The 17926-nt window shown below is 43.4% G+C and carries 15 protein-coding genes; 6 read left to right on the top strand and 9 right to left on the bottom strand.

What is annotated here, in order from left to right; genetic code table 11:
- Nucleotides 1-97: 97 nt before the first annotated feature.
- Entirely contained in the window at nt 98-814 is a 717-nt protein-coding gene (locus tag RH45_RS12930; protein ID WP_008077838.1) for a TetR/AcrR family transcriptional regulator, read from the top strand.
- Between the two features lie 43 nt (nt 815-857).
- Here RH45_RS12930 and RH45_RS12935 read toward each other — a convergent pair whose 3' ends face one another.
- Both RH45_RS12935 and RH45_RS12940 read right to left on the bottom strand, forming a co-directional pair.
- Nucleotides 858-2195 carry a sensor histidine kinase gene (locus RH45_RS12935; RefSeq protein ID WP_008077839.1) on the bottom strand — a complete coding sequence of 446 codons (1338 nt, stop codon included), beginning with the start codon at nt 2193-2195 and terminating at the stop codon, nt 858-860.
- Nucleotides 2186-2890 carry a response regulator transcription factor gene (locus tag RH45_RS12940; protein WP_008077840.1) on the bottom strand — a complete coding sequence of 235 codons (705 nt, stop codon included), beginning with the start codon at nt 2888-2890 and terminating at the stop codon, nt 2186-2188. The genes RH45_RS12935 and RH45_RS12940 overlap by 10 nt, the downstream gene beginning before the upstream one ends.
- 558 nt (nt 2891-3448) lie before the next feature.
- Here RH45_RS12940 and RH45_RS12945 point away from each other — a divergent pair.
- Nucleotides 3449-5035: a hypothetical protein gene (locus RH45_RS12945; RefSeq protein ID WP_008077841.1), complete on the top strand. Its 1587-nt coding sequence runs from the start codon at nt 3449-3451 to the stop codon at nt 5033-5035.
- A gap of 45 nt (nt 5036-5080) precedes the next feature.
- On the top strand, nt 5081-5776 hold the full coding sequence (locus RH45_RS12950) for a VV20781 family protein (protein ID WP_008077842.1): 696 nt from the start codon (nt 5081-5083) through the stop codon (nt 5774-5776).
- A gap of 61 nt (nt 5777-5837) precedes the next feature.
- Here RH45_RS12950 and fusA read toward each other — a convergent pair whose 3' ends face one another.
- From fusA to RH45_RS12975, 5 genes are all read right to left on the bottom strand, one after another.
- Complete coding sequence (gene fusA / locus RH45_RS12955) at nt 5838-7859, bottom strand: elongation factor G (protein ID WP_008077845.1); 2022 nt, start codon at nt 7857-7859, stop codon at nt 5838-5840.
- 288 nt (nt 7860-8147) lie between these two features.
- Entirely contained in the window at nt 8148-10148 is a 2001-nt protein-coding gene (locus tag RH45_RS12960) for a HAMP domain-containing methyl-accepting chemotaxis protein (RefSeq protein ID WP_008077849.1), read from the bottom strand.
- A 234-nt stretch (nt 10149-10382) separates the two neighbouring features.
- Nucleotides 10383-11063, bottom strand: a complete 681-nt coding sequence (locus tag RH45_RS12965) for a hypothetical protein (protein ID WP_008077851.1) — start codon at nt 11061-11063, stop codon at nt 10383-10385.
- A 129-nt stretch (nt 11064-11192) separates the two neighbouring features.
- Nucleotides 11193-11840, bottom strand: a complete 648-nt coding sequence (locus tag RH45_RS12970; RefSeq protein WP_008077852.1) for an HAD-IB family phosphatase — start codon at nt 11838-11840, stop codon at nt 11193-11195.
- A gap of 1 nt (nt 11841) precedes the next feature.
- Nucleotides 11842-12318, bottom strand: a complete 477-nt coding sequence (locus RH45_RS12975; RefSeq protein WP_008077853.1) for a GrpB family protein — start codon at nt 12316-12318, stop codon at nt 11842-11844.
- A 218-nt stretch (nt 12319-12536) separates the two neighbouring features.
- On the opposite strand from RH45_RS12975, the gene RH45_RS12980 reads away from it, so the two are divergent.
- The gene (locus RH45_RS12980; protein ID WP_008077854.1) at nt 12537-13166 is read left to right on the top strand and encodes a LysE family translocator; all 630 of its coding nucleotides are present in this window, start codon (nt 12537-12539) and stop codon (nt 13164-13166) included.
- A gap of 47 nt (nt 13167-13213) precedes the next feature.
- On the opposite strand, the gene RH45_RS12985 is transcribed toward RH45_RS12980, so the two are convergent.
- Both RH45_RS12985 and RH45_RS12990 read right to left on the bottom strand, forming a co-directional pair.
- Complete coding sequence (locus RH45_RS12985; RefSeq protein ID WP_008077855.1) at nt 13214-13600, bottom strand: DUF4345 domain-containing protein; 387 nt, start codon at nt 13598-13600, stop codon at nt 13214-13216.
- Between the two features lie 584 nt (nt 13601-14184).
- Nucleotides 14185-15156, bottom strand: coding sequence for a tyrosine-type recombinase/integrase (locus RH45_RS12990; protein WP_008077856.1), 972 nt, complete (start codon nt 15154-15156; stop codon nt 14185-14187).
- A 724-nt stretch (nt 15157-15880) separates the two neighbouring features.
- Here RH45_RS12990 and RH45_RS12995 point away from each other — a divergent pair.
- Together RH45_RS12995 and RH45_RS13005 are read left to right on the top strand one after the other, a co-directional pair.
- The gene (locus RH45_RS12995; RefSeq protein ID WP_081467674.1) at nt 15881-16834 is read left to right on the top strand and encodes a RepB family plasmid replication initiator protein; all 954 of its coding nucleotides are present in this window, start codon (nt 15881-15883) and stop codon (nt 16832-16834) included.
- Nucleotides 16835-16965: 131 nt separating this feature from the next.
- Nucleotides 16966-17862, top strand: coding sequence for a hypothetical protein (locus RH45_RS13005; RefSeq protein ID WP_008077859.1), 897 nt, complete (start codon nt 16966-16968; stop codon nt 17860-17862).
- The last annotated feature ends 64 nt before the right edge of the window (nt 17863-17926 follow it).

Consider the following 17926-nt stretch of genomic DNA (forward strand, 5'->3'; position numbering starts at 1 on the left):
AAAATTTCTGGTATGATCAGCCTAACCGCCACGTTATTAATGAAATGTCCGTCTATATCTGGTAGAAATACGGCGTCACAAAAGATTGATAGAGATTATGGTAGAGAGAAAACAAGGTCGTCGAAGCGCGCAAGACGCAGAGAAGACAAAATGCGAAATTATGAAGGTCGCAACCGAGCTATTTTGTGAGCTTGGCTATGAACGTGTCTCGTTAAGAAACATCAGTGAAAAAGCCGGTGTTTCGCACAGTTTGATTCGCCACCATTTTGGAAGCAAAGAAAAAATCTGGTATGCAATTAGCGATGGTCTGCATAAGTACATGGAAAACTATATCCATGTCATTATCGACAACATGCCAAGAGATACGACTGCAAATGAAAAACTGTACCTATTCTCGGTACACTTGTTAGCTCATATGCTGACGTTTAAACAGCCTATCCAACTGATTGCCGATGCAGTAAGACAAGAAGACGCGCTGTTCGATTATTTCATCGATAACACGGGTGAAATCGAATCTTTGGTTAACCAAATTGCCGATGAATATAACCAAGCAAACCCTGAAACTCCCATTAAGATTTGGGAAGTAAAATGGCAAATGATCATGTTTGCTCACTCAGCGGCAAGCCTTGAGCCATTTATGCTTGAAACATGGCGTGACGAAACCAAAGATTATCAACAGTGCTTACTTAACCACTGGAGCATGTACAACCAAATGATGGCATGCCGGTTTGGTATCGCCGCAGAGAAAGTACTGCAGCCGTCCCGAGTCGAAGAGTTGGTGTATGAGGTTGAGTGCACCGTTGACGCCAATTAGAAGAACCGTTCAATGAAACATCCCGCTCACCAAGCGGGATTTTTTATTTATCGATCACAACCGTAAAACGTGCCCCACCAAGATGACTGTCGTCCACTGACAAACGCCAATTGAGTTTTCTCGCTGCATTTTTAGCAATTGCTAACCCAAGACCAAAACCTCCGTCACGTGCATTGCGGCTTTTATCGAGTCGAGAAAACGCCATAAAAATCTCTTGGCGTTTATCAAGTGGGATACCTTCACCATTATCTTCCACATCAATGGTCCAGCACGCCACATATTCATGAACCGTCACTTCAATAAGGCCGTTGCCATACCTATCCGCATTCTTTATCAAATTATCGAGCACGAGTTTCGCGAGTGTTGTCGAAAGGATCACTTCGTCTTGTTCAACATCCGGTGCGACAATTAAGCGCGTTTGATTAGATGCAATCATATCTAAACGGTTACGACAGAGCTCTCCGAGAGACACCTTATTGTCTGCACTTGGCAGGTCTAGGTCTGGCTTTCCGTTAAGCTTGGCAAGTTGCAATATGTCACTGGTTAAATCAGAGATGTCTTCAATATAGTCGTCAATATCGTTAAACAGTTGCTCTCGGTTACTGCAGTCTTCTCGACGCGCGAGATCTGAGGCCATTTGAATTTTACTCAGCGGAGTTCGTATTTCATGGGGCACCGCATGAGCGAAAATCTGATTCTGTTTTACCTTCAACTCAATGTCTTCTGCCATCTCATTAAAACTTTGCGAGAGCTCCTTGACCGGAGAGATGTGGTACGTCTCTGCTCTGGCACTTAGATCTCCTCTGCCAAAGCGCTCTTGGACTTGAATGAGGCGGTTCACTCGTTTGTTCACTCGATACAAAGGCAGGTATATCAACAGCCCCAACGCGACGCTCATGGTGACAAACAGTGACAGCATAAAGTGTATTTCTTGGTCTTCGTACCAAGGCGTCGTGGTGTTAAAAGGATCGTCGATCTCTTGAAACACCAAATGAGCGGTGGAATTTGGTAAAGGTAGCGCTGTACGCAGCAGCTCATCTTCATCAACGAAAATCCGAACGCCTTGGGAACTGGTATAAACCGAGCAGTCGCCGCACAGTGACTTAGATTCATTCCAGTTACTGACCAAGGAGAGTTTGTAGTCAAAGAAGGTGAGTTCACGGAACTTATTCAATTTATGATGCAATCCATCACTGTCGTAGCGAGTGTTGATGTAATGCTGGACATGGTGCATGCCATCATCGACAAAAATATCCAGATCCGCTTGGCGCATATAACCACTGCCAAAATGACTGAACAAGGCAAAGGTGATGATAAGACCAATTAAACTCTCGATGTATAGGCAGGTAAACATAGAGCGAGGTTTCGCAACTATGCGCATCGTTCTGCACTCACAAGTTTGTACCCTTGGTTACGGATCGTCTTAATGGTGGCAGAATATACCTCAGCTTGAATGAGTTTTTTTCTTAGCCCCGACACTCGCATATCAATCGAGCGGTTGTTCGCATTGTACTCTATTCCTCTCGCTGACCGACAGCAATGATCTCTAGAGACAATCTCACCAGAATGCTCGACCAGCAATTGCAGAATTTCAAATTCCGAATTGGTCAAGTTTAAAGGCTTGTGGTCATGGTATGCCGTTTGATTTTTTTCGTTAATGACGATGCCATGCGCATCTGAAATATGGCTTGCTTGCTCAAGCATTTGCTGTCGATGATAACGGCGCAACAGGGCTTCAATTCGAGCGACCAAAATGTGACCCCTTACTGGTTTGGTGACGTAATCATCTGCACCAAACTTAAACAGACTAACCTCACTCATGTCATCTTCTGATGCTGTCAAAACCATGATCATGCCAGTGTAAAACTCGCGTGCTTGGCTACATATTTCAGCGCCGGACTTACCAGGTAGCATCAAATCTAGCAGGATTAAATCCGGCTGATAGTGTTGGATTTTATCAATCGCACTGTCGCCATCATATATCGCCTCAACTTGATACCCTTCCGCTGTTAAGTACATCTGAGTAAGCTGAGAAATATCTCTGTCATCTTCGATCAGTAAAATCTTTGAGCTCATTTACATTACTACCATCAATCATTTCGCGCAGTATATCGCAATCGATTACAGCATCAAGTTCAGCACCTGATAGGACACATTCACTCAGTAAGAAATTCCTTACAAGCCAATGCGTATAACCTTCAGATTCATCCCGTTCGGTGCGCTTGTAGCATTATTCTCACGCTCCAGCACTGCATTTATGGAACGAATACGCGCGGCTACCACTACCGCTGATAATAGACAAATGCTTACATACGCTTACATTCAAAGCCACCTAGGAATGGCGTTCCCTAAATTCACGCAAATTAGGCTTGTTCTCTGAACAAAGGTCGAAATTTCGCACGATATTCGGGCCATTCTCGGTGTTTTCCTGTAACCGAAATGTAACGCTTGCTTTTTGTTTGCTTACACAGCTGAACGGCCCCTGCATGAGCGCATAGTTGCTTACTTAAAACCCATTATCCAAGCCGATATCATTCAGAAAAAATCAGTAGCTAAGGTACCTCATGACTACGCTGCCAGACGGTATGATTCAATCCATTTCTTACTCATTTGAGCTGACAGGAAACTAATCCCATGTATCTAAAGTCTTCACTTGTTATCGCCATCTGTACTTCCCTACTCGTCGGATGTGGGAATAACAGCGATGATTCAAACAAAAAACCAACCACATCGACCAATCATCGTCAAAACTCTACGACATTGCCTGTACTCAATAACGCACCGATCGCTTCAGTGAGCATGACTGATGAAATACCCGAACAGTTTGCCGTATCTGGTATTTCGAAATACGTAAAAATCACACCCGCTGCGAATCGCGTGCGCTCCGCCATTAACTCTTCCAATGATGCCATTCATATCATCGCGACAGATGATGGCGTGAACGGAGAAAAGATTCGTCGTGCAGCTATGATCTTGCAACATCTACTAACCAACTCGCCTGATACCCTCTACGGCGATGACAAAGCCTCAATTGTTAACAGTATGGCTCAGCGCAATGCGACTCTTATGCTGACTGCGGATGACACCCAAAACCAACTGCTAATGACTCAACTATTTGTTAAACAAGCGGTTGTTCAAGGAGAGCTAGAAAACTGGGTGAAGGCATCTGAAGCCAGCACGCTTGAAGGGCTTATTTTTACTAGCGAAAAGGCATTCATCGAGTCGCTAATGGAGTATGGAAACCAGCAGAGTGAAGACGATTTCGACGCGGTCATTTCGAGCTTAATAGAAGGAATTATCCAAAGTAACGACACGCCACAGTGGTTACTCAACAGTCAGTCCCTGATGTACCGTGAGCTTTCAATCGAAGGTGATTGCCATTACATGAGCAACTATGCGGATTATTGCGCTGATCTAGGAGAGCATGCGGACCGCGATGCAGCCTTTGAGGAAATACTGCACCTTGTACAAGCGCAAGGTATCGCCCCTAATTCAGACGCAAAATTGAAACAACTGCAAGCCGATATCGATGCGCGAGCCCTGAGTCTTTACAACGCCCATAAAGCAGGTCAACCCGCAGTCTGGCAGCCCACTGACGATAGCTGGCAAGATTGGCTGGGGGATGATTTTAACCCTGATGTTGGCACGTCATACTCTCATGAATACTTTGCCGCTGCGTTTGAAGCTTACATGGGAGTTGCACAGCATAATGGCCATGGTTTAGATGGTTATCAAGCATTAACGAGAGAGCAAATGGACAGTCAAGATCCGCAAGCAAAGCGATGGATCTCGGAGTTGTTCCATGATCACTTGCAATACACTGCCCGAATTGATTCCGAGGGTGTCGAAGCATTCTACCAAAACGAGTTTGCCGCTCAGAATGTTACCCCCACATTTAAGATGAATCGTGATGATTCAAACGCTCAAGAAGGCTACACCTACAAATCACAATGGCTAGTCAATGCTCAGTTAATTGGAGATAAGGCGATCAATTTGGTCGCAAACGCACAGAACAACACATTGAAAGGCAATATCTCCGATAACCTAATTGACGGCAAAGAAGGCGTAGATACTTATTTAGTCGACAATGCCCTTGCAGAATGTGCGGTGGCAAAATCCAAACATGGCACCTTGATTAGCTGTCCATCAACAGGAAATGATGAGCTGCTAAACATTGAAGCGATTCGCTTTACAGATCAGACACTAGACCTAACTCAATAACCTCGTATTTAAACGCGGTTAAAGCGGTAACAAACGGTACTTATTATGAAAAAACAACTCGCAATCATCATTTCGGCATTAAGCCTTTCAGCGTGCGGAACACTCGCCATCATGGACAAATCTGAAGCCGTTCAGGCTCAACCAGAAATGTTGATAAAAACCGACGGTGACTTCTGGGGCTTTGGTGCAGAAGGTGACTTCACGTTAGGTAACACTTACCGAGGAAAATACTCTCGCGATGCATCCAGCTCCACTTGGTTCGACACCGTGTCGACAAAAGATGGAAACATGGTCGCAGAGATTTCTAACATTGAAAGCGGTGAAACATGGTTGCTGAACTGCTCAGGCGGAGGCACCTCAGTAAACCTTGGAGTGCTCGAACTGGGAGGCAATCAGCCTTATCGCTGCGAAATCGAAAACAACGGTCAAATTGTTGGCCAATACAGTATGCAACGCGACAGTAAAGTCATTGATTTTAGTACTGAAGACAAAGAAACAGGCCATATCAGTTTAGGCCCGGTGAAGTACGATGTTGAGACTGTCCATACCGGGCCAGGGCTTTTGTTGCCATTAGAAACGGCACTTGGCTATCGTTTTATCAATGCTGGGCAAGAAGTGGCAGCCGTGCAGACCAACGGAATTTTAACCGTTCAATGGCTTCCTAGCTTAAATGAACAGCAAAAAGATGTGTTAGCGATAGGCGCTATCGCAAGTGCTCTGAGCTGGAGACCGGCAGAATAAACCCGATAAAAACTAAGGCGCTCAATGCGCCTTAGTTTATTGCCATGTACCTTGGTTGCATTTACGCGCTAGAGGCTTCTTTACACACCTTATCTTGCACTGCACTCGGCGCTGGCTCGTAATGACTCAGTGTCATACTGAAGCTTCCCTCACCGCCGGTTAGCGCTCTTAGCCTACGAGCATAGTCTTGCAGCTCATTTATCGGAGATTTCGCTCTTAATAAACTTAGCTGATGCCCTGCAGAATCTGCGCCTTGAATTAAACCACGATTCGCCGATAAGTCGCCTGACACGTCCCCTACATTTGCAGTAGGAATCGTCAACTCCATCTGAACAATTGGCTCCAGTACAATAGGATCAGCTTTTAATACCGCGTCTAAAAGTGCCTTCTTACCTGCGATCAAGAATGCTATCTCCTTAGAGTCAACAGCGTGGTGCTTACCATCAAACACGGTGACTTCGATATCTTTAATCGGATTGCCAGAAATAGCGCCTTCTTCAAGGGCTTGACGTATCCCTTTTTCAACCGCTGGGATCAAAGCAGTCGGAATTGCACCGCCAACAACTTTATTGACAAAGCTAAAGCCGGCGCCGCGTTCACGAGGTTTGACAGACAGCTTAACCTCACCAAACTGCCCTGCACCGCCGCTCTGTTTTTTGTGACGGTAGTGACCTTCCGCGGGCTTGGTTATGGTCTCAAAATATTCAACGCTAGGTTGATGTGTTTCTACCTCGAGCTTATAGACGGAAGCCATTTTCTCCAAAGCGACTTTTAGATGAAACTCACCTTGTCCGCTGATAATGGTTTCGTTGGTTCTAACTCTGTGCTCAATGCGTAATGATGGGTCCTCACTGGCGATTTTGTTAAGCACATCTGTCAGTTTTTGCTCGTCACCGCGTTTGGTTGGCTTTAAACATAAGGAATACATCGAGTCTGGAAGATGCAAGGTGGTTAGACTCACACCATCTTCATCGTGAGAGTCATACACAATCGCATCAAACTCCAAATCATCGACTTTAGCTAACACGCACAAATCCCCAGCAAGCGCTTTGTTAATCTCGTGCCGATCTTTACCTTGAAGTTGGTACAAGTGCCCCACTTTAAAAGGCTTGTTTCCTTCACCGATGTATAACTGGGATCCAGAAGTTAGCTCGCCTTGGAAGACCCGAATATAAGCGAGCTTACCAAGGTAGGGATCAACGTTGATTTTATAAACATGCGCGACACTGTGTTCCAGTGTTTCACAGTTCACTCTGACCTGCTTACCTTGTTTTACTAGTAGCGGCGGGTTTCCTTCATTTGGCATCGGCATGATTTCAGCCAGTGTTTGCAACAGTAACTCCACGCCCGCTCCCGTGTGCGCAGACACAAAGCAAATCGGAATCACGTGCCCGGTACGCAATGCTTCTTCAAACGGATCGTGCAATTGCTCCGCGCTCAATTCAGACCCTTGCTCTAAGTAAAGCTCCATTAAATCTTCGTCGACTTCGATCACCTGATCAATCAAACATTCATGGCTGGTAGCGACATCACCTAGCATGGTGACTTCATCAAACTGGGGATCAAAAAAGCAATCAACCACCTTTTGGCTATCAGCTGAAGGCAAGTTAATAGGTAGACAGTGCTCACCAAAGTATTGAGTGATCTGCGCCATCGTTTCAGCAAGTTGGCTCGCTGAACAGTCGAACTTGTTGATGATGATCATTTGGCACTTTTTCTGCTCTTTAGCGAAATGATATAAGCGTTCGGAGGTTTGATTGATAGGGGTTTGAGGGTCAATAATTAGCGCACTTGTTTCTACTGCTGGAAAGATACTTAAAGTGCGGCCGAGAAGTTCGTTTTGTCCCGGTGTGTCGATGATATTGAGACGATGATTTCTCCAGCTCAGTGACACAGGTGTCGCTTCTATACTGTGCTGGTATTGAATAGATTGAGGGTCAAAGTCGGTAACAGTGTCTCCCTTTTCAACACAACCTAAGTGAGGAGTTTCTTGGCAAGTAAACAATAGCTTTTCTATTAAGGTCGTTTTGCCGACACCAGTCTGGCCAACAAATGCGATGTTGCGAATCTTATTGATAGGCATAGAGCCTCCTAGCAAATTAACGTGGTATTGGAACCCTTAAGGGTCACGAACTGCATTGGAGTTTGGGCGGGTTTACCGCCAAGCCGTCTTCCATGTCATTTTGCGGATGACTCTATACATAAACGCTCCTTGCTCGCGGTAAGTACTGCTAGCATGCCCTAATAACCACAGCAAATATGTGACTTAATTCATGGCAAAAGCATTCTTTCTTCTTGATGAAATCAACTGGATCAAAAAAGCCGAACTCGATCAAAATTTAATCGAATTCGGCTCAGCGAAGTCATATCTTTAACGCGTTTTAAATTGCGACATCTCCTCATTAAGCGCTTCTACATCAGCTCGAACTTGCTCCGAAACTTGGTTAGATGAGTTAGCGATTTCTGCCACGCCTTCGACAGAATCGTTTACCTGCGACATCAAAGTATGAATCTCTTGGGTCGCATTAGACTGCATCTCCGCTGCATGGAGCAACTCTTTCATTTGCTCATTAAGCAACTCTATCTGTTCAGTCGTCGCACTTAAAGTACCGTATGCTTGCTCCGTGTGTGCGGCGCCATCTTCCGCCAACACTTTACTCTTATCAATCTCACTAACCACTCCTGCCGTTGAAGACTGAATTGCATTAACGATGTTATTAATCTCCGTTGTGGATTCGGTTGTTCGTGTCGCCAATAAGCGCACTTCGTCTGCAACCACTGCAAACCCACGACCATATTCACCCGCCCGTGCTGCTTCAATCGCTGCATTTAACGCCAGTAGATTCGTTTGTTCAGCCAGTCCTTCAATCACTTCCGTTACGCGCCCGATCGCTTCACTTTCTTTGCTGAGTTCAGAGACTTGATCACTCGCTTTACCGATGGTTTGATGCAAGCTTGTCACTGTCTGTTTGTTTTGTTCCAAGGCTCGTGAGCCGACTTCTATTTGGCTCTTTGATTCTGACAATGAGTTAGCTGAGCGCTTCGCTTGGTTAGCAGTCTCTTCCGCAGAGAGGCTGACATCGGAAACTTGGTCACTAACTAAGTTAATCATGCTCATTTGCTGATCGACTTGAACCGCCGTGTTGCTATTTGCTTCTTGCAACGAGGTCATGCTTTGGCTCACCGCTTGAGCTTTATCACTCACACCACGGACAATATTTGATAACGCGTCACTCATCTTATTGATGGATTCGGTCAAGCTGGCTAATTCATCACTGCCCTCCACTTCCAATTTGGCTTGCGAGATATCTCCAGCAGCAATGGATTGAGCTCGCTTCGAGACCACGGACACTCGTCGGCCTATATTGTTGCCCATGTATGTTGCGACGGTAATGGAAACAATCACAATGACGATAGCCGATCCAAATAACAGGGAAATAACCGTAGACACAGAGCTGAATATGCCTTGACCACTTTCATCCGCTTGAAGTTGCTGCTGGCTGATCAACACTTCTAACGTCTCATTAAGCCGTTCAACCGCTGGGATAAGTTCCGCTGACATTTTCTGATTGGCAGCATTCCAACTTGGCGCACGTCTCTGCTCAATCACTTGTTCCGCCAACGGTAAGTAGAGCTGCTGCATTTCTTTAAACAGTTCCCACAAGCCTTGATCACTGCTCGACAACAATGACTTCTTATCTTCGATTTCAGCAACGAACTTATCATGCGCTTTTAAGAAATCATGGTACTTATCTAAATGCTCTTGTTTTCCGTACTGGAGGAAATCTCGCATCGACGCCAATGCATTCGCCAAAGAGGTATAGCTGTCTGCATACAAGCGGAATATGCGCTTTCGTTCTCCGCCCTCTTTGTTGCCCGCTTCATCGTTAATAAGCCCTTGTATTTGGTCCAAAGCAACTTCAGCGATCGGAGCAGCTTCATTTAAAAACAGCGAGTGAGCAGGTAGGTTTTCATCTGAGTGACTCAGTTGGGAGATCTCCAATACCGAACTCTTTACTGACTGCCACTCTTGCAAAATTTGCTGGTAATCGTCTTCGGCGAGTAAAGACTCAAGCTTAGGCAACGATTCATCCAATTGAACAATTCGAGCTTGAAGCGCTGAACTTTGCTGCTCTCCCACCGTTTCGTCGGCACCCAACAACATATAGGCGCGCAGAGTAGAAACTGTTGCTTGCAGTGATTGCTGAATACTGCGGCCAGTATCGACAGTTGGCAGGTCCGACTCCAGCAATGACGCGGTATGCTGTTCGACGGTATTAACGCTTCGATAAATAAAAAGTGACGCAACGATAAAAAGTACTGCAAGTGACAGAAAACTGAACTGTAACTTCCCTGATATCGAGAGTTTCATCCTAATAACTCCTAATCCTATGACCTCCTAACTATAGCGGTTTAGTAGTTAATGTTAAATATATGTAATGAAAGAAAATAAACTTTTGGATGAGTTTTTGAAGCTTTATGTCAGCACGTGTCGCGTCTCATTGACTGATAGCCACTCAAGATAAGCAACAGAACACAGCATAGGGAGAGTTAGTGGTGTCGAGAGGGACATGAGCCCTCACACAGTGCGCGAGGGCTCATTGGATTAATGTTCTGAGTCTTCAGCAGTTTTCGAGTCGGAACCACTAAAATCTAGACTGGAAACGTAGACCCTAAAATAGAACACCGACATCATTACCAGTACCAAGGAAGAGATAATTTCCGCAAGGAAGTAGCGACTGTAGGTCAATGCGAAATTGGTTTCTTCACCGCTGGTTAGCAAGAGATCCACCATAAGCCCGCCACCAGCAATCACCAACAAGCCCATGATCAAAGGAGTCATGTATTGTTTAGTTTGCTTCCAACTGCTGCTCATGGCTTCCATTGGAGCCCGTTTATTAAGCACAGCTTCAAACTCAGCAAAACCATATCGAGCAGAGAAGTAAATGCCCGGTAGAATGAGAGCCATAATTCCGATCACCACCACAACACCATAAATAAGGTGCACGACAAACAATCTTCCCCACTCTGCCAAAGATACTGACAGATCGGGTTGGTTGTTGGTGACCACGGCCGCCATGTATTTTATTAATCGGCACATGTAATACGCTTGACCAGCAGAAAAGATAGCCAAGTAAAAAACAAACGCAACGTCGTTGTCTTGTGCCGTCGTACTCACGTATGCGGCAATGATTGCCATAACGATAAAAAACGGACCTAGTATGCGAAACAAGTTAGCGCTGTGGCTGCGAAGAAAATAAAAGCTCTCAAGCAGTAAGTTATTCATGGTAGTTTTGTATTTAAAGTATTAACTATTTGCTAATCATATCAGAAACCTAAACTGATGGTGCCCTATCAATCGTGAGTAACTGAAACAAATCAATAGCGTTGTCTCGTACATCTTGCAAATTACGGCTTAGCGCGACTCTGAAGTCATCGATTCGCCTCGAAAAAACTTCACGTCTGCAATCGATAACATAGCCAAATCTTCATCAGTATCACCATAGGCATAAATCTTTTGATAATTGGCTAAGGTCACTTGTCGTTTTAAAAAGCTCACTTTACGGCCTTTGCTGCAATCTCCGTTAACATATAGTCCGGTGTAACGATCGGCCTTCGTTTCCAATTCACTGCAGATTAACCGTATACCTTGCTGCTTGCACCACACCGTCAGATAGGGACTAAGCGAAGCGGAAACAACGTAAACTTCGTCGCCATTTGCTTGATGCCAAAGGATCTTAGCTTGCATCTCGGGGCGAATCACAGAAGGCAAGTAATCCCGCACGTATTGCTCGGCACTATGATCCACCCGTGCTACTTTACGCCTCCAAAATGCTACTCGAGAAAGTACGGGCCTAGTGCGACATGCGGGCAAATAACCAAGCTTGTATAGCAGCACAACAGGCCAAACAAGCACAAAACCAATAACGAGTCGTAACTTAGGCGTCGTGTAGAACAGAAATTTGGTGTAAGTGTCTTGTGTGGTGATGGTACCGTCAAAGTCAAACAACGCTAAAGTGGCGCTTTGCTGCCGTGTGGGTAATTGGTTTTGGCGATCGTTCATTTTACTCTGATCTCGCCAAAACAGATTCAATGAATAAGGATTTTTTGCGGCGATAGTCGTCTTCATGCCAACCTACGCATGACAGCTTAAGCGCATTGTAGCGTTCAACAAGAGAAGCGTCCTTTCTGAGTCGATCACGAAAACTTAAAAAACATTCAAATTCTGAATGGTTTGCCACAACTTGCAAGGCAACGTCTTCATCGGACTGAGATTCAAGCATGCACAGCTCGGGTGTTCGCAGAGTATCGCGTTTTTCGATGAAGCCTAAACTCATCAATCTAACCACGACATCTTCAAGCTCATTTTTGCTAACTCCGACAAATATATCGACATCCCCTTTAGATATCGCCCCCGGAATAGATGAAGCCCCTATATGCTCAACTCTCGCTAAAGGCAATAACCCCCTAATCTTGTGACGATAGCGCTCAAACAAGGCTTCACAAGATGCTTGGTATTCATCAGCAGGATAAAACTTCATTGATTCGCACGCTGTTGCCTTAATATTGCTAGTCACCTTAATTCAATTCATTTGGTTTTCATAGGATTTACCTTCGACTTTGCCACCACTTTCGACTCCGTTAGTATGTTGAACATGAAAGTGAACATACGCCCGTTTTCCTCATCGTACGCTCCTGTTTGAATGTTAAGTTTCTGTGTTATATTCAATCAATAAATGTATGAATAAGGGAATTACCGATGTCACTTGAGGGAGCGATCACTTTTTTCATAGCCATGTTTATCTTTGGCATAACTCCTGGGCCAGGTGTATTCGCTATTCTTGCGCGCGCCATGGTAGAGGGTCCTAAAAAGTGCTTCATGCTGGCGCTTGGGATGGTAGGTAGCGATCTTATTTACTTAATTTTTGCGTGTTTTGGCTTGGCGACCATTGCCGAAAACTGGTCAGAAGTGTTTGTTGTCATTCGTTACGTCGGTGCGGCTTACCTTATCTATCTCGGCTATAAGATGTTTAAAGCGCTGCCTCACGTAAAAGAATCCATTCAGGCAGAAACACAAGAACAGAGAAAGAGTGCCGCGTTAGCCAGTTTTACCCAAGGCTTTTTGATCTCCGCATCAAACCCAAAAGTGATTCTATTTTACATCTCTTTTCTACCGACTTTTATCGACCTAACCGTTTTGCAGAGTCAAGATATAGCGATAGTGTCACTACTGGCAGCAATTGCTCTTATGGCCGGACTGATGCTCATTGCACTGGGCGCGGGAAGAATGGTTAAACTACTTAAAACTCCCGAGGCGCATAAAAGGCTTAACCAAGGAGCAGGCGGAATTATGATCGCAGCAGGGACTTACCTAGCGATTAACCGCTGAGATTTTAGTGTATCGCCATCGACTCTTCACTCATCAGGGGCAGCTAATTAAGCATTGGCTGCCAATTCAAGTTTGGCGAAATGGAGCGCCAGAACACCAAACACCACTTCTGCAACAAAATAGAGATACATTAGCGTATTCCCATCACCATCGACTAAGAGACCAAATAATCGACCAACAGCCATCGACAAAAGTGTTATCGCAACCAGTATCAACGCTAGCGCTAGGTCTCTTTTCCATTTAACTATAAACAGTAAGGCTGCACCAATCGCAAACTGCGCGCCTCCATAAGTCGCTCTAAAATCAATCATCGCAGAGCCGAAGCTAGGGCTAGATTCAGTCACCAAGTTTGCCATTTCATGTGGTGCAACGATAAACATCGCCCCATAGAGCAAAAAGAATAACGCGGTTAAGTACACCAACAATTTCGACATAGCCACTCCTTAGCATTGTTCGACTGTTACCTGTCTAGGGAATTGAACACCTCCTTAACAGGATTAGGCGCTTGGCAAATCATCGCTCGAACATCGTATGATTTATAAACACCATAATGCGATGTTTTTAAGAGTTCTTCAATTGATTAACAACGGCTTATCGGAAATAGCACCTACATGAACTGATATCAAAATGGTGACTCTGAACCAATGAAATTTCGCCAATTTGGGAAGCTTAGGATCGTTAAAGGGAAAGTGTGTAACAGAAGAATGAGATAAGCGCATGGGCTTTGAGTCGTGCAGATTCAATGAGAATTCGTGACACTTAAACGTATCTGATGAACTGGATTAATTAGCTAAGAAGGAAATCTTTAGGAATATCAAGGAAAGATTGGAGCGTACTGCGGGAATCGAACCCGCGTAACACATCACAAACTACTACAATTTCACTTTAATTTACAATACCTTAGATAAAAAACCAAAAGACAGAAAGTGGCAAATTGAGCCTCAAACGTATCACTAAATCGTGACACTTGGCAAACGTTTCTTCCGCGACAAAAAAAGCACCCTTTTGGGTGCTTGAATTACAGACGGTCGAGGAAGCTTGATGAATGTCGGCCGTGCTCGATTAATGAATTGTACATGTAGTGCTTCTTCATCGTTTCAGTATTTGAATGCCCGATGTAACCACTAATCTCATCATCCGACATTCCTACGTTCATAGCATTTGTAACAAAAGTATGTCTAGCTGGATGCAGTCCTTTATATTTTGCCTTTAGGCCAGCATTGCTAAAAAGCTTCTCTAGTTCTCTATAGTAAACAACTGAACTCATCCATGGTTGCTTCTTCTTGTAATTGATAAACAATGCACGCTTCCCGTTTTCCATAAGGGCATTGCTAGAGAGCTTTAAAACTTGTCTGTTTTCTAAGTGTCTTCTCACGATGCCTTCGGCTTTTTTTGAAAGTACTATCTTTCTATTAGAATGATTGTTTTTAGTCGATTTAATTTCATGATCAACGACAGCTCGTTCAATCGTCAGCAAATATTTACCTTCCTTATCTTTCGTAACATCCGAGGCAGTCAAACCTAATAACTCCTGCACCCTCATTCCAGTTAAAGTGCCTAGCTCTAAAAGATCAAATACCCACTCATCGTGCGTGCCTTCCGTAGAGTCTCTCAATAACTCAATCGTTTTTACACTGTAAGGAATTCGAGGCACCCTTTCAGTTCCGAATTTAATTGCAATAGCTGAAAAATCTATCTTGCGCTTAATCAGTTTTTTTTCAACGTGATAGTCATATACTTGCTTGAAGACAGACCTTACATTTTTCCTAGTTCCTTTTGAATAGCCATCTCTTCCTGAAGGCGTTGCTTCATTCATATAAAACTTTAAGAAGTAGTTAAGATCATCCTCTGTTATATCTTTTATCTTCATCGTTGAGAAATGACGAAGGAGTATTTTTGCTGCATCTTTATAGCCACGAACCGTAGACTTAGCAAGTTTAGAAAACTCTTCAGAATCAAAATAATTCTTAACTGACGTCCTAAATGACATTCTAGACTCTCTCAAAGCAAAACCTTTACATATAAATACTTAACTCTTGAGAAAATAATATTCACCAAAAACAAGCATCGCAAGATAAATAATTTACACTTTTCCTATGGTAAATCAGGTGAATTATGTTGACAGCTATCTTGACGAAAATTAGTGCTTCAGTTTCATTCAGTTACTAAAGTAATGCATTTACCATTCATCAAAACACTCTTATTGAAGGTATTTTAAGTGTCTAAAAATCATACAAACAGAACCGAGAATAACAAAATATGAGAGCGCAGCGACGAACAAAGACTGAACATATAATATAGGAAAGATAGAAGCATAAGAAACAAATCTAATAATCCGCCTCCCAAAAGACCTGTCTTTGGGTTGGGTCAAATTCACTTGATACTCTTAATTTTCTCTTAAAAACTCTTTAGTAATCAAAACCAAAAAAATATACTTTCAATTCAATTATATACGTTAGTTTCGTAATTATTTTAGAGAAAAACTGCCTGATTAAAGTCATTTTTCTGCCAAGATAAAACACATATTGCCCGATTAAAGTCACGTGTTGCCTTATTTTAGAGAATTTCTGCCCATAAGGCGTTACTGGTAGAAATTCGACTTGTCAATAACCAAATCCCCTTAATTACCGCGCATTTTCCCGCAGATCTACATTGCAATAACTCGGACGTATCCATAAAAATATTTCTTACCCAAGCTATCTGGACTAAAGTTAATGACGAAATACCATCCAATATTCACGACAGAATCCCCACACATGCCTATAGGTCATCTTTCGACCAATATTGACTCTAGCAAAGTAACCTATTCAAACGAGTTAGCTTTTGCGATACACCATTACACTTCTCAAGAACAAAGGCTATTTGATATCGTGATATCTCAACTGCACCTATCCCCTCTCTATGATGAAGAGGTATTTCAAGTAAGCGACAATGGAGAATCGTCGTTATCTGAATGTTCAGTCACTTTTAAGATGATTAGAGAAATTTATCGTCATAGCGATTATAGAAGTGTTTTCATACCCAACAATATAGTATGTGAATACCTAGGTTTGGGCGGAAAGATATCTAGACTTAAAGAGATAGACAAACTAGAGGAAAAAGAAATAACACTTTGGGAAAAGTTCTTTCCGGGGGATATTGAAGAATTCCAATTTGAACATGAGCAAACCCAATCTAAAGGACTAGTAAAGCCTAAGCCGTCGACAATAACTGTAAAACCTTTTGAAAGCATTGAAAAAGGCAATGGGTACATTAAGTTTGTTATTAATGCAGACTTTGTCCCTTATGTAATAGGCGTTCATGGTTTCAAAATGTATAGCGTAGAGCTAGCCCGACGATTAAAACTAAAACTTAGCTTAAGGCTCTTGAAGTTAGTTAACTACTACCATAACAACGGAGGATACATGAACGCAAAACATTCAAAAGCCTTTGACATACATGAGTTCATGTCGCTTCTGGGCGACTTACCAGACTCTTTCCGTAAAAGGCCTAACCAACTGATTAACAAAGGTGTTAAACCCGCTCTTGAAGAAATAGCTCAGGTGGTTGGCATAAAATACAAACTGGAAACTTCAAACCGATCTATTGGAACTAAAGGCAGACCTTCGATTTCCTCTGTGCGCCTAGTTCCTATCCCTATAGAAGAAACGAATCTTAATGATACGTAATAAGGTGTTAACAAATCGGCTAGGCTTAGCTCTTAAGGGTAGTCAAGAAGGGCTCCCCTTCTTGCCAGTGGACTACTACAAGCGTAGCGATAGTCCTATCTGGACACTACTTAATAATCAAAACAGTCTGCATGTTTGTTTGGAAAAAAAGGATATTTTTAATATCCTTTTTTAAAACACTACTCATGCTAAAAAACTGGAGCGTTATAACCAAGCCTGTCAAAAACTCTTCACTAGGTGTCTCCCACCGCGAGCGCTATTTAAAGGATAAGCGCCACACTAACCATCGAAATTCAGAACGGCTAATTTCAATTTTCGGTAACGAAGCCACGACAAGAAAAATAGCGCTTGCGGGTGAGGCATTTCGATTAATGCAAGTAACTAGCCGCACAGGAGGTAGACCTCTAACAAGCTATGCAATGGAGTACTGCCTTACCCTTCCAAAAGGATATCGTCCCTCGACTCATCAGTGGCGGTTAATTGTAAAAGATTGCTGTATTGCATTAGCTAAACTATGCGATCTAAACACAGAAGAACTCAAAGCCTTTCAAAAGCAGATTAGAGCTGTGCTACATCAGCAGAAGCAAGACGGTAACAGAGGCAGTGGTGATCATGTCCATCTGATTATTGGCAAAGTCGTTGGCAGCCGCGTATTAAAAGAACTTCAAAAGAAGAAGGCTACCAAAGTCATCAAACAAGCTTTTAGCCTCGCGACGTTAAAGCATGCCAACATGGATCATCGACTATATGAAGTAGTTGAAAAACAACGAGGGCGCAGACTCAGCACTTGGCAGTACCAACATCAGAACTCGTTAGAAACTCTCGAGATAGAAAAACTGATTAAGCAGATCCAAACACAGAGTGACAAGTGGACGAAAGCCAAACTAGAAGGCGACTTCAAGCAGGAGCAACGACAGCTCAACAGAATCAAAAGAAACTTAGTTCGAATTGAGGAATACAACCTCTCGTTACAGCAGCAACGTAGGCTAGCGGTAGTCAGAACCGCAGTTAAGAAACGTAGTTTATGAATTAGTACATGTTATGTATTTTTTCGGCTTCTGTCTTTTCGATTCGTGCCAGTTAAGCTCGCAA

The organism is Vibrio sinaloensis DSM 21326, assembly GCF_000189275.1.
GTDB lineage: Bacteria > Pseudomonadota > Gammaproteobacteria > Enterobacterales > Vibrionaceae > Vibrio > Vibrio sinaloensis.

Excerpts from the sequence above, each read along its gene's own strand:
- RH45_RS12930 (WP_008077838.1), top strand. The coding sequence starts at position 98 with ATGGTAGAGAGAAAACAAGGTCGTCGAAGCGCGCAAGACGCAGAGAAG.
- RH45_RS12935 (WP_008077839.1), bottom strand. The coding sequence starts at position 2,195 with ATGCGCATAGTTGCGAAACCTCGCTCTATGTTTACCTGCCTATACATC.
- RH45_RS12940 (WP_008077840.1), bottom strand. The coding sequence starts at position 2,890 with ATGAGCTCAAAGATTTTACTGATCGAAGATGACAGAGATATTTCTCAG.
- RH45_RS12945 (WP_008077841.1), top strand. The coding sequence starts at position 3,449 with ATGTATCTAAAGTCTTCACTTGTTATCGCCATCTGTACTTCCCTACTC.
- RH45_RS12950 (WP_008077842.1), top strand. The coding sequence starts at position 5,081 with ATGAAAAAACAACTCGCAATCATCATTTCGGCATTAAGCCTTTCAGCG.
- fusA (WP_008077845.1), bottom strand. The coding sequence starts at position 7,859 with ATGCCTATCAATAAGATTCGCAACATCGCATTTGTTGGCCAGACTGGT.
- RH45_RS12960 (WP_008077849.1), bottom strand. The coding sequence starts at position 10,148 with ATGAAACTCTCGATATCAGGGAAGTTACAGTTCAGTTTTCTGTCACTT.
- RH45_RS12965 (WP_008077851.1), bottom strand. The coding sequence starts at position 11,063 with ATGAATAACTTACTGCTTGAGAGCTTTTATTTTCTTCGCAGCCACAGC.
- RH45_RS12970 (WP_008077852.1), bottom strand. The coding sequence starts at position 11,840 with ATGAACGATCGCCAAAACCAATTACCCACACGGCAGCAAAGCGCCACT.
- RH45_RS12975 (WP_008077853.1), bottom strand. The coding sequence starts at position 12,318 with ATGAAGTTTTATCCTGCTGATGAATACCAAGCATCTTGTGAAGCCTTG.
- RH45_RS12980 (WP_008077854.1), top strand. The coding sequence starts at position 12,537 with ATGTCACTTGAGGGAGCGATCACTTTTTTCATAGCCATGTTTATCTTT.
- RH45_RS12985 (WP_008077855.1), bottom strand. The coding sequence starts at position 13,600 with ATGTCGAAATTGTTGGTGTACTTAACCGCGTTATTCTTTTTGCTCTAT.
- RH45_RS12990 (WP_008077856.1), bottom strand. The coding sequence starts at position 15,156 with ATGTCATTTAGGACGTCAGTTAAGAATTATTTTGATTCTGAAGAGTTT.
- RH45_RS12995 (WP_081467674.1), top strand. The coding sequence starts at position 15,881 with ATGACGAAATACCATCCAATATTCACGACAGAATCCCCACACATGCCT.
- RH45_RS13005 (WP_008077859.1), top strand. The coding sequence starts at position 16,966 with ATGTTTGTTTGGAAAAAAAGGATATTTTTAATATCCTTTTTTAAAACA.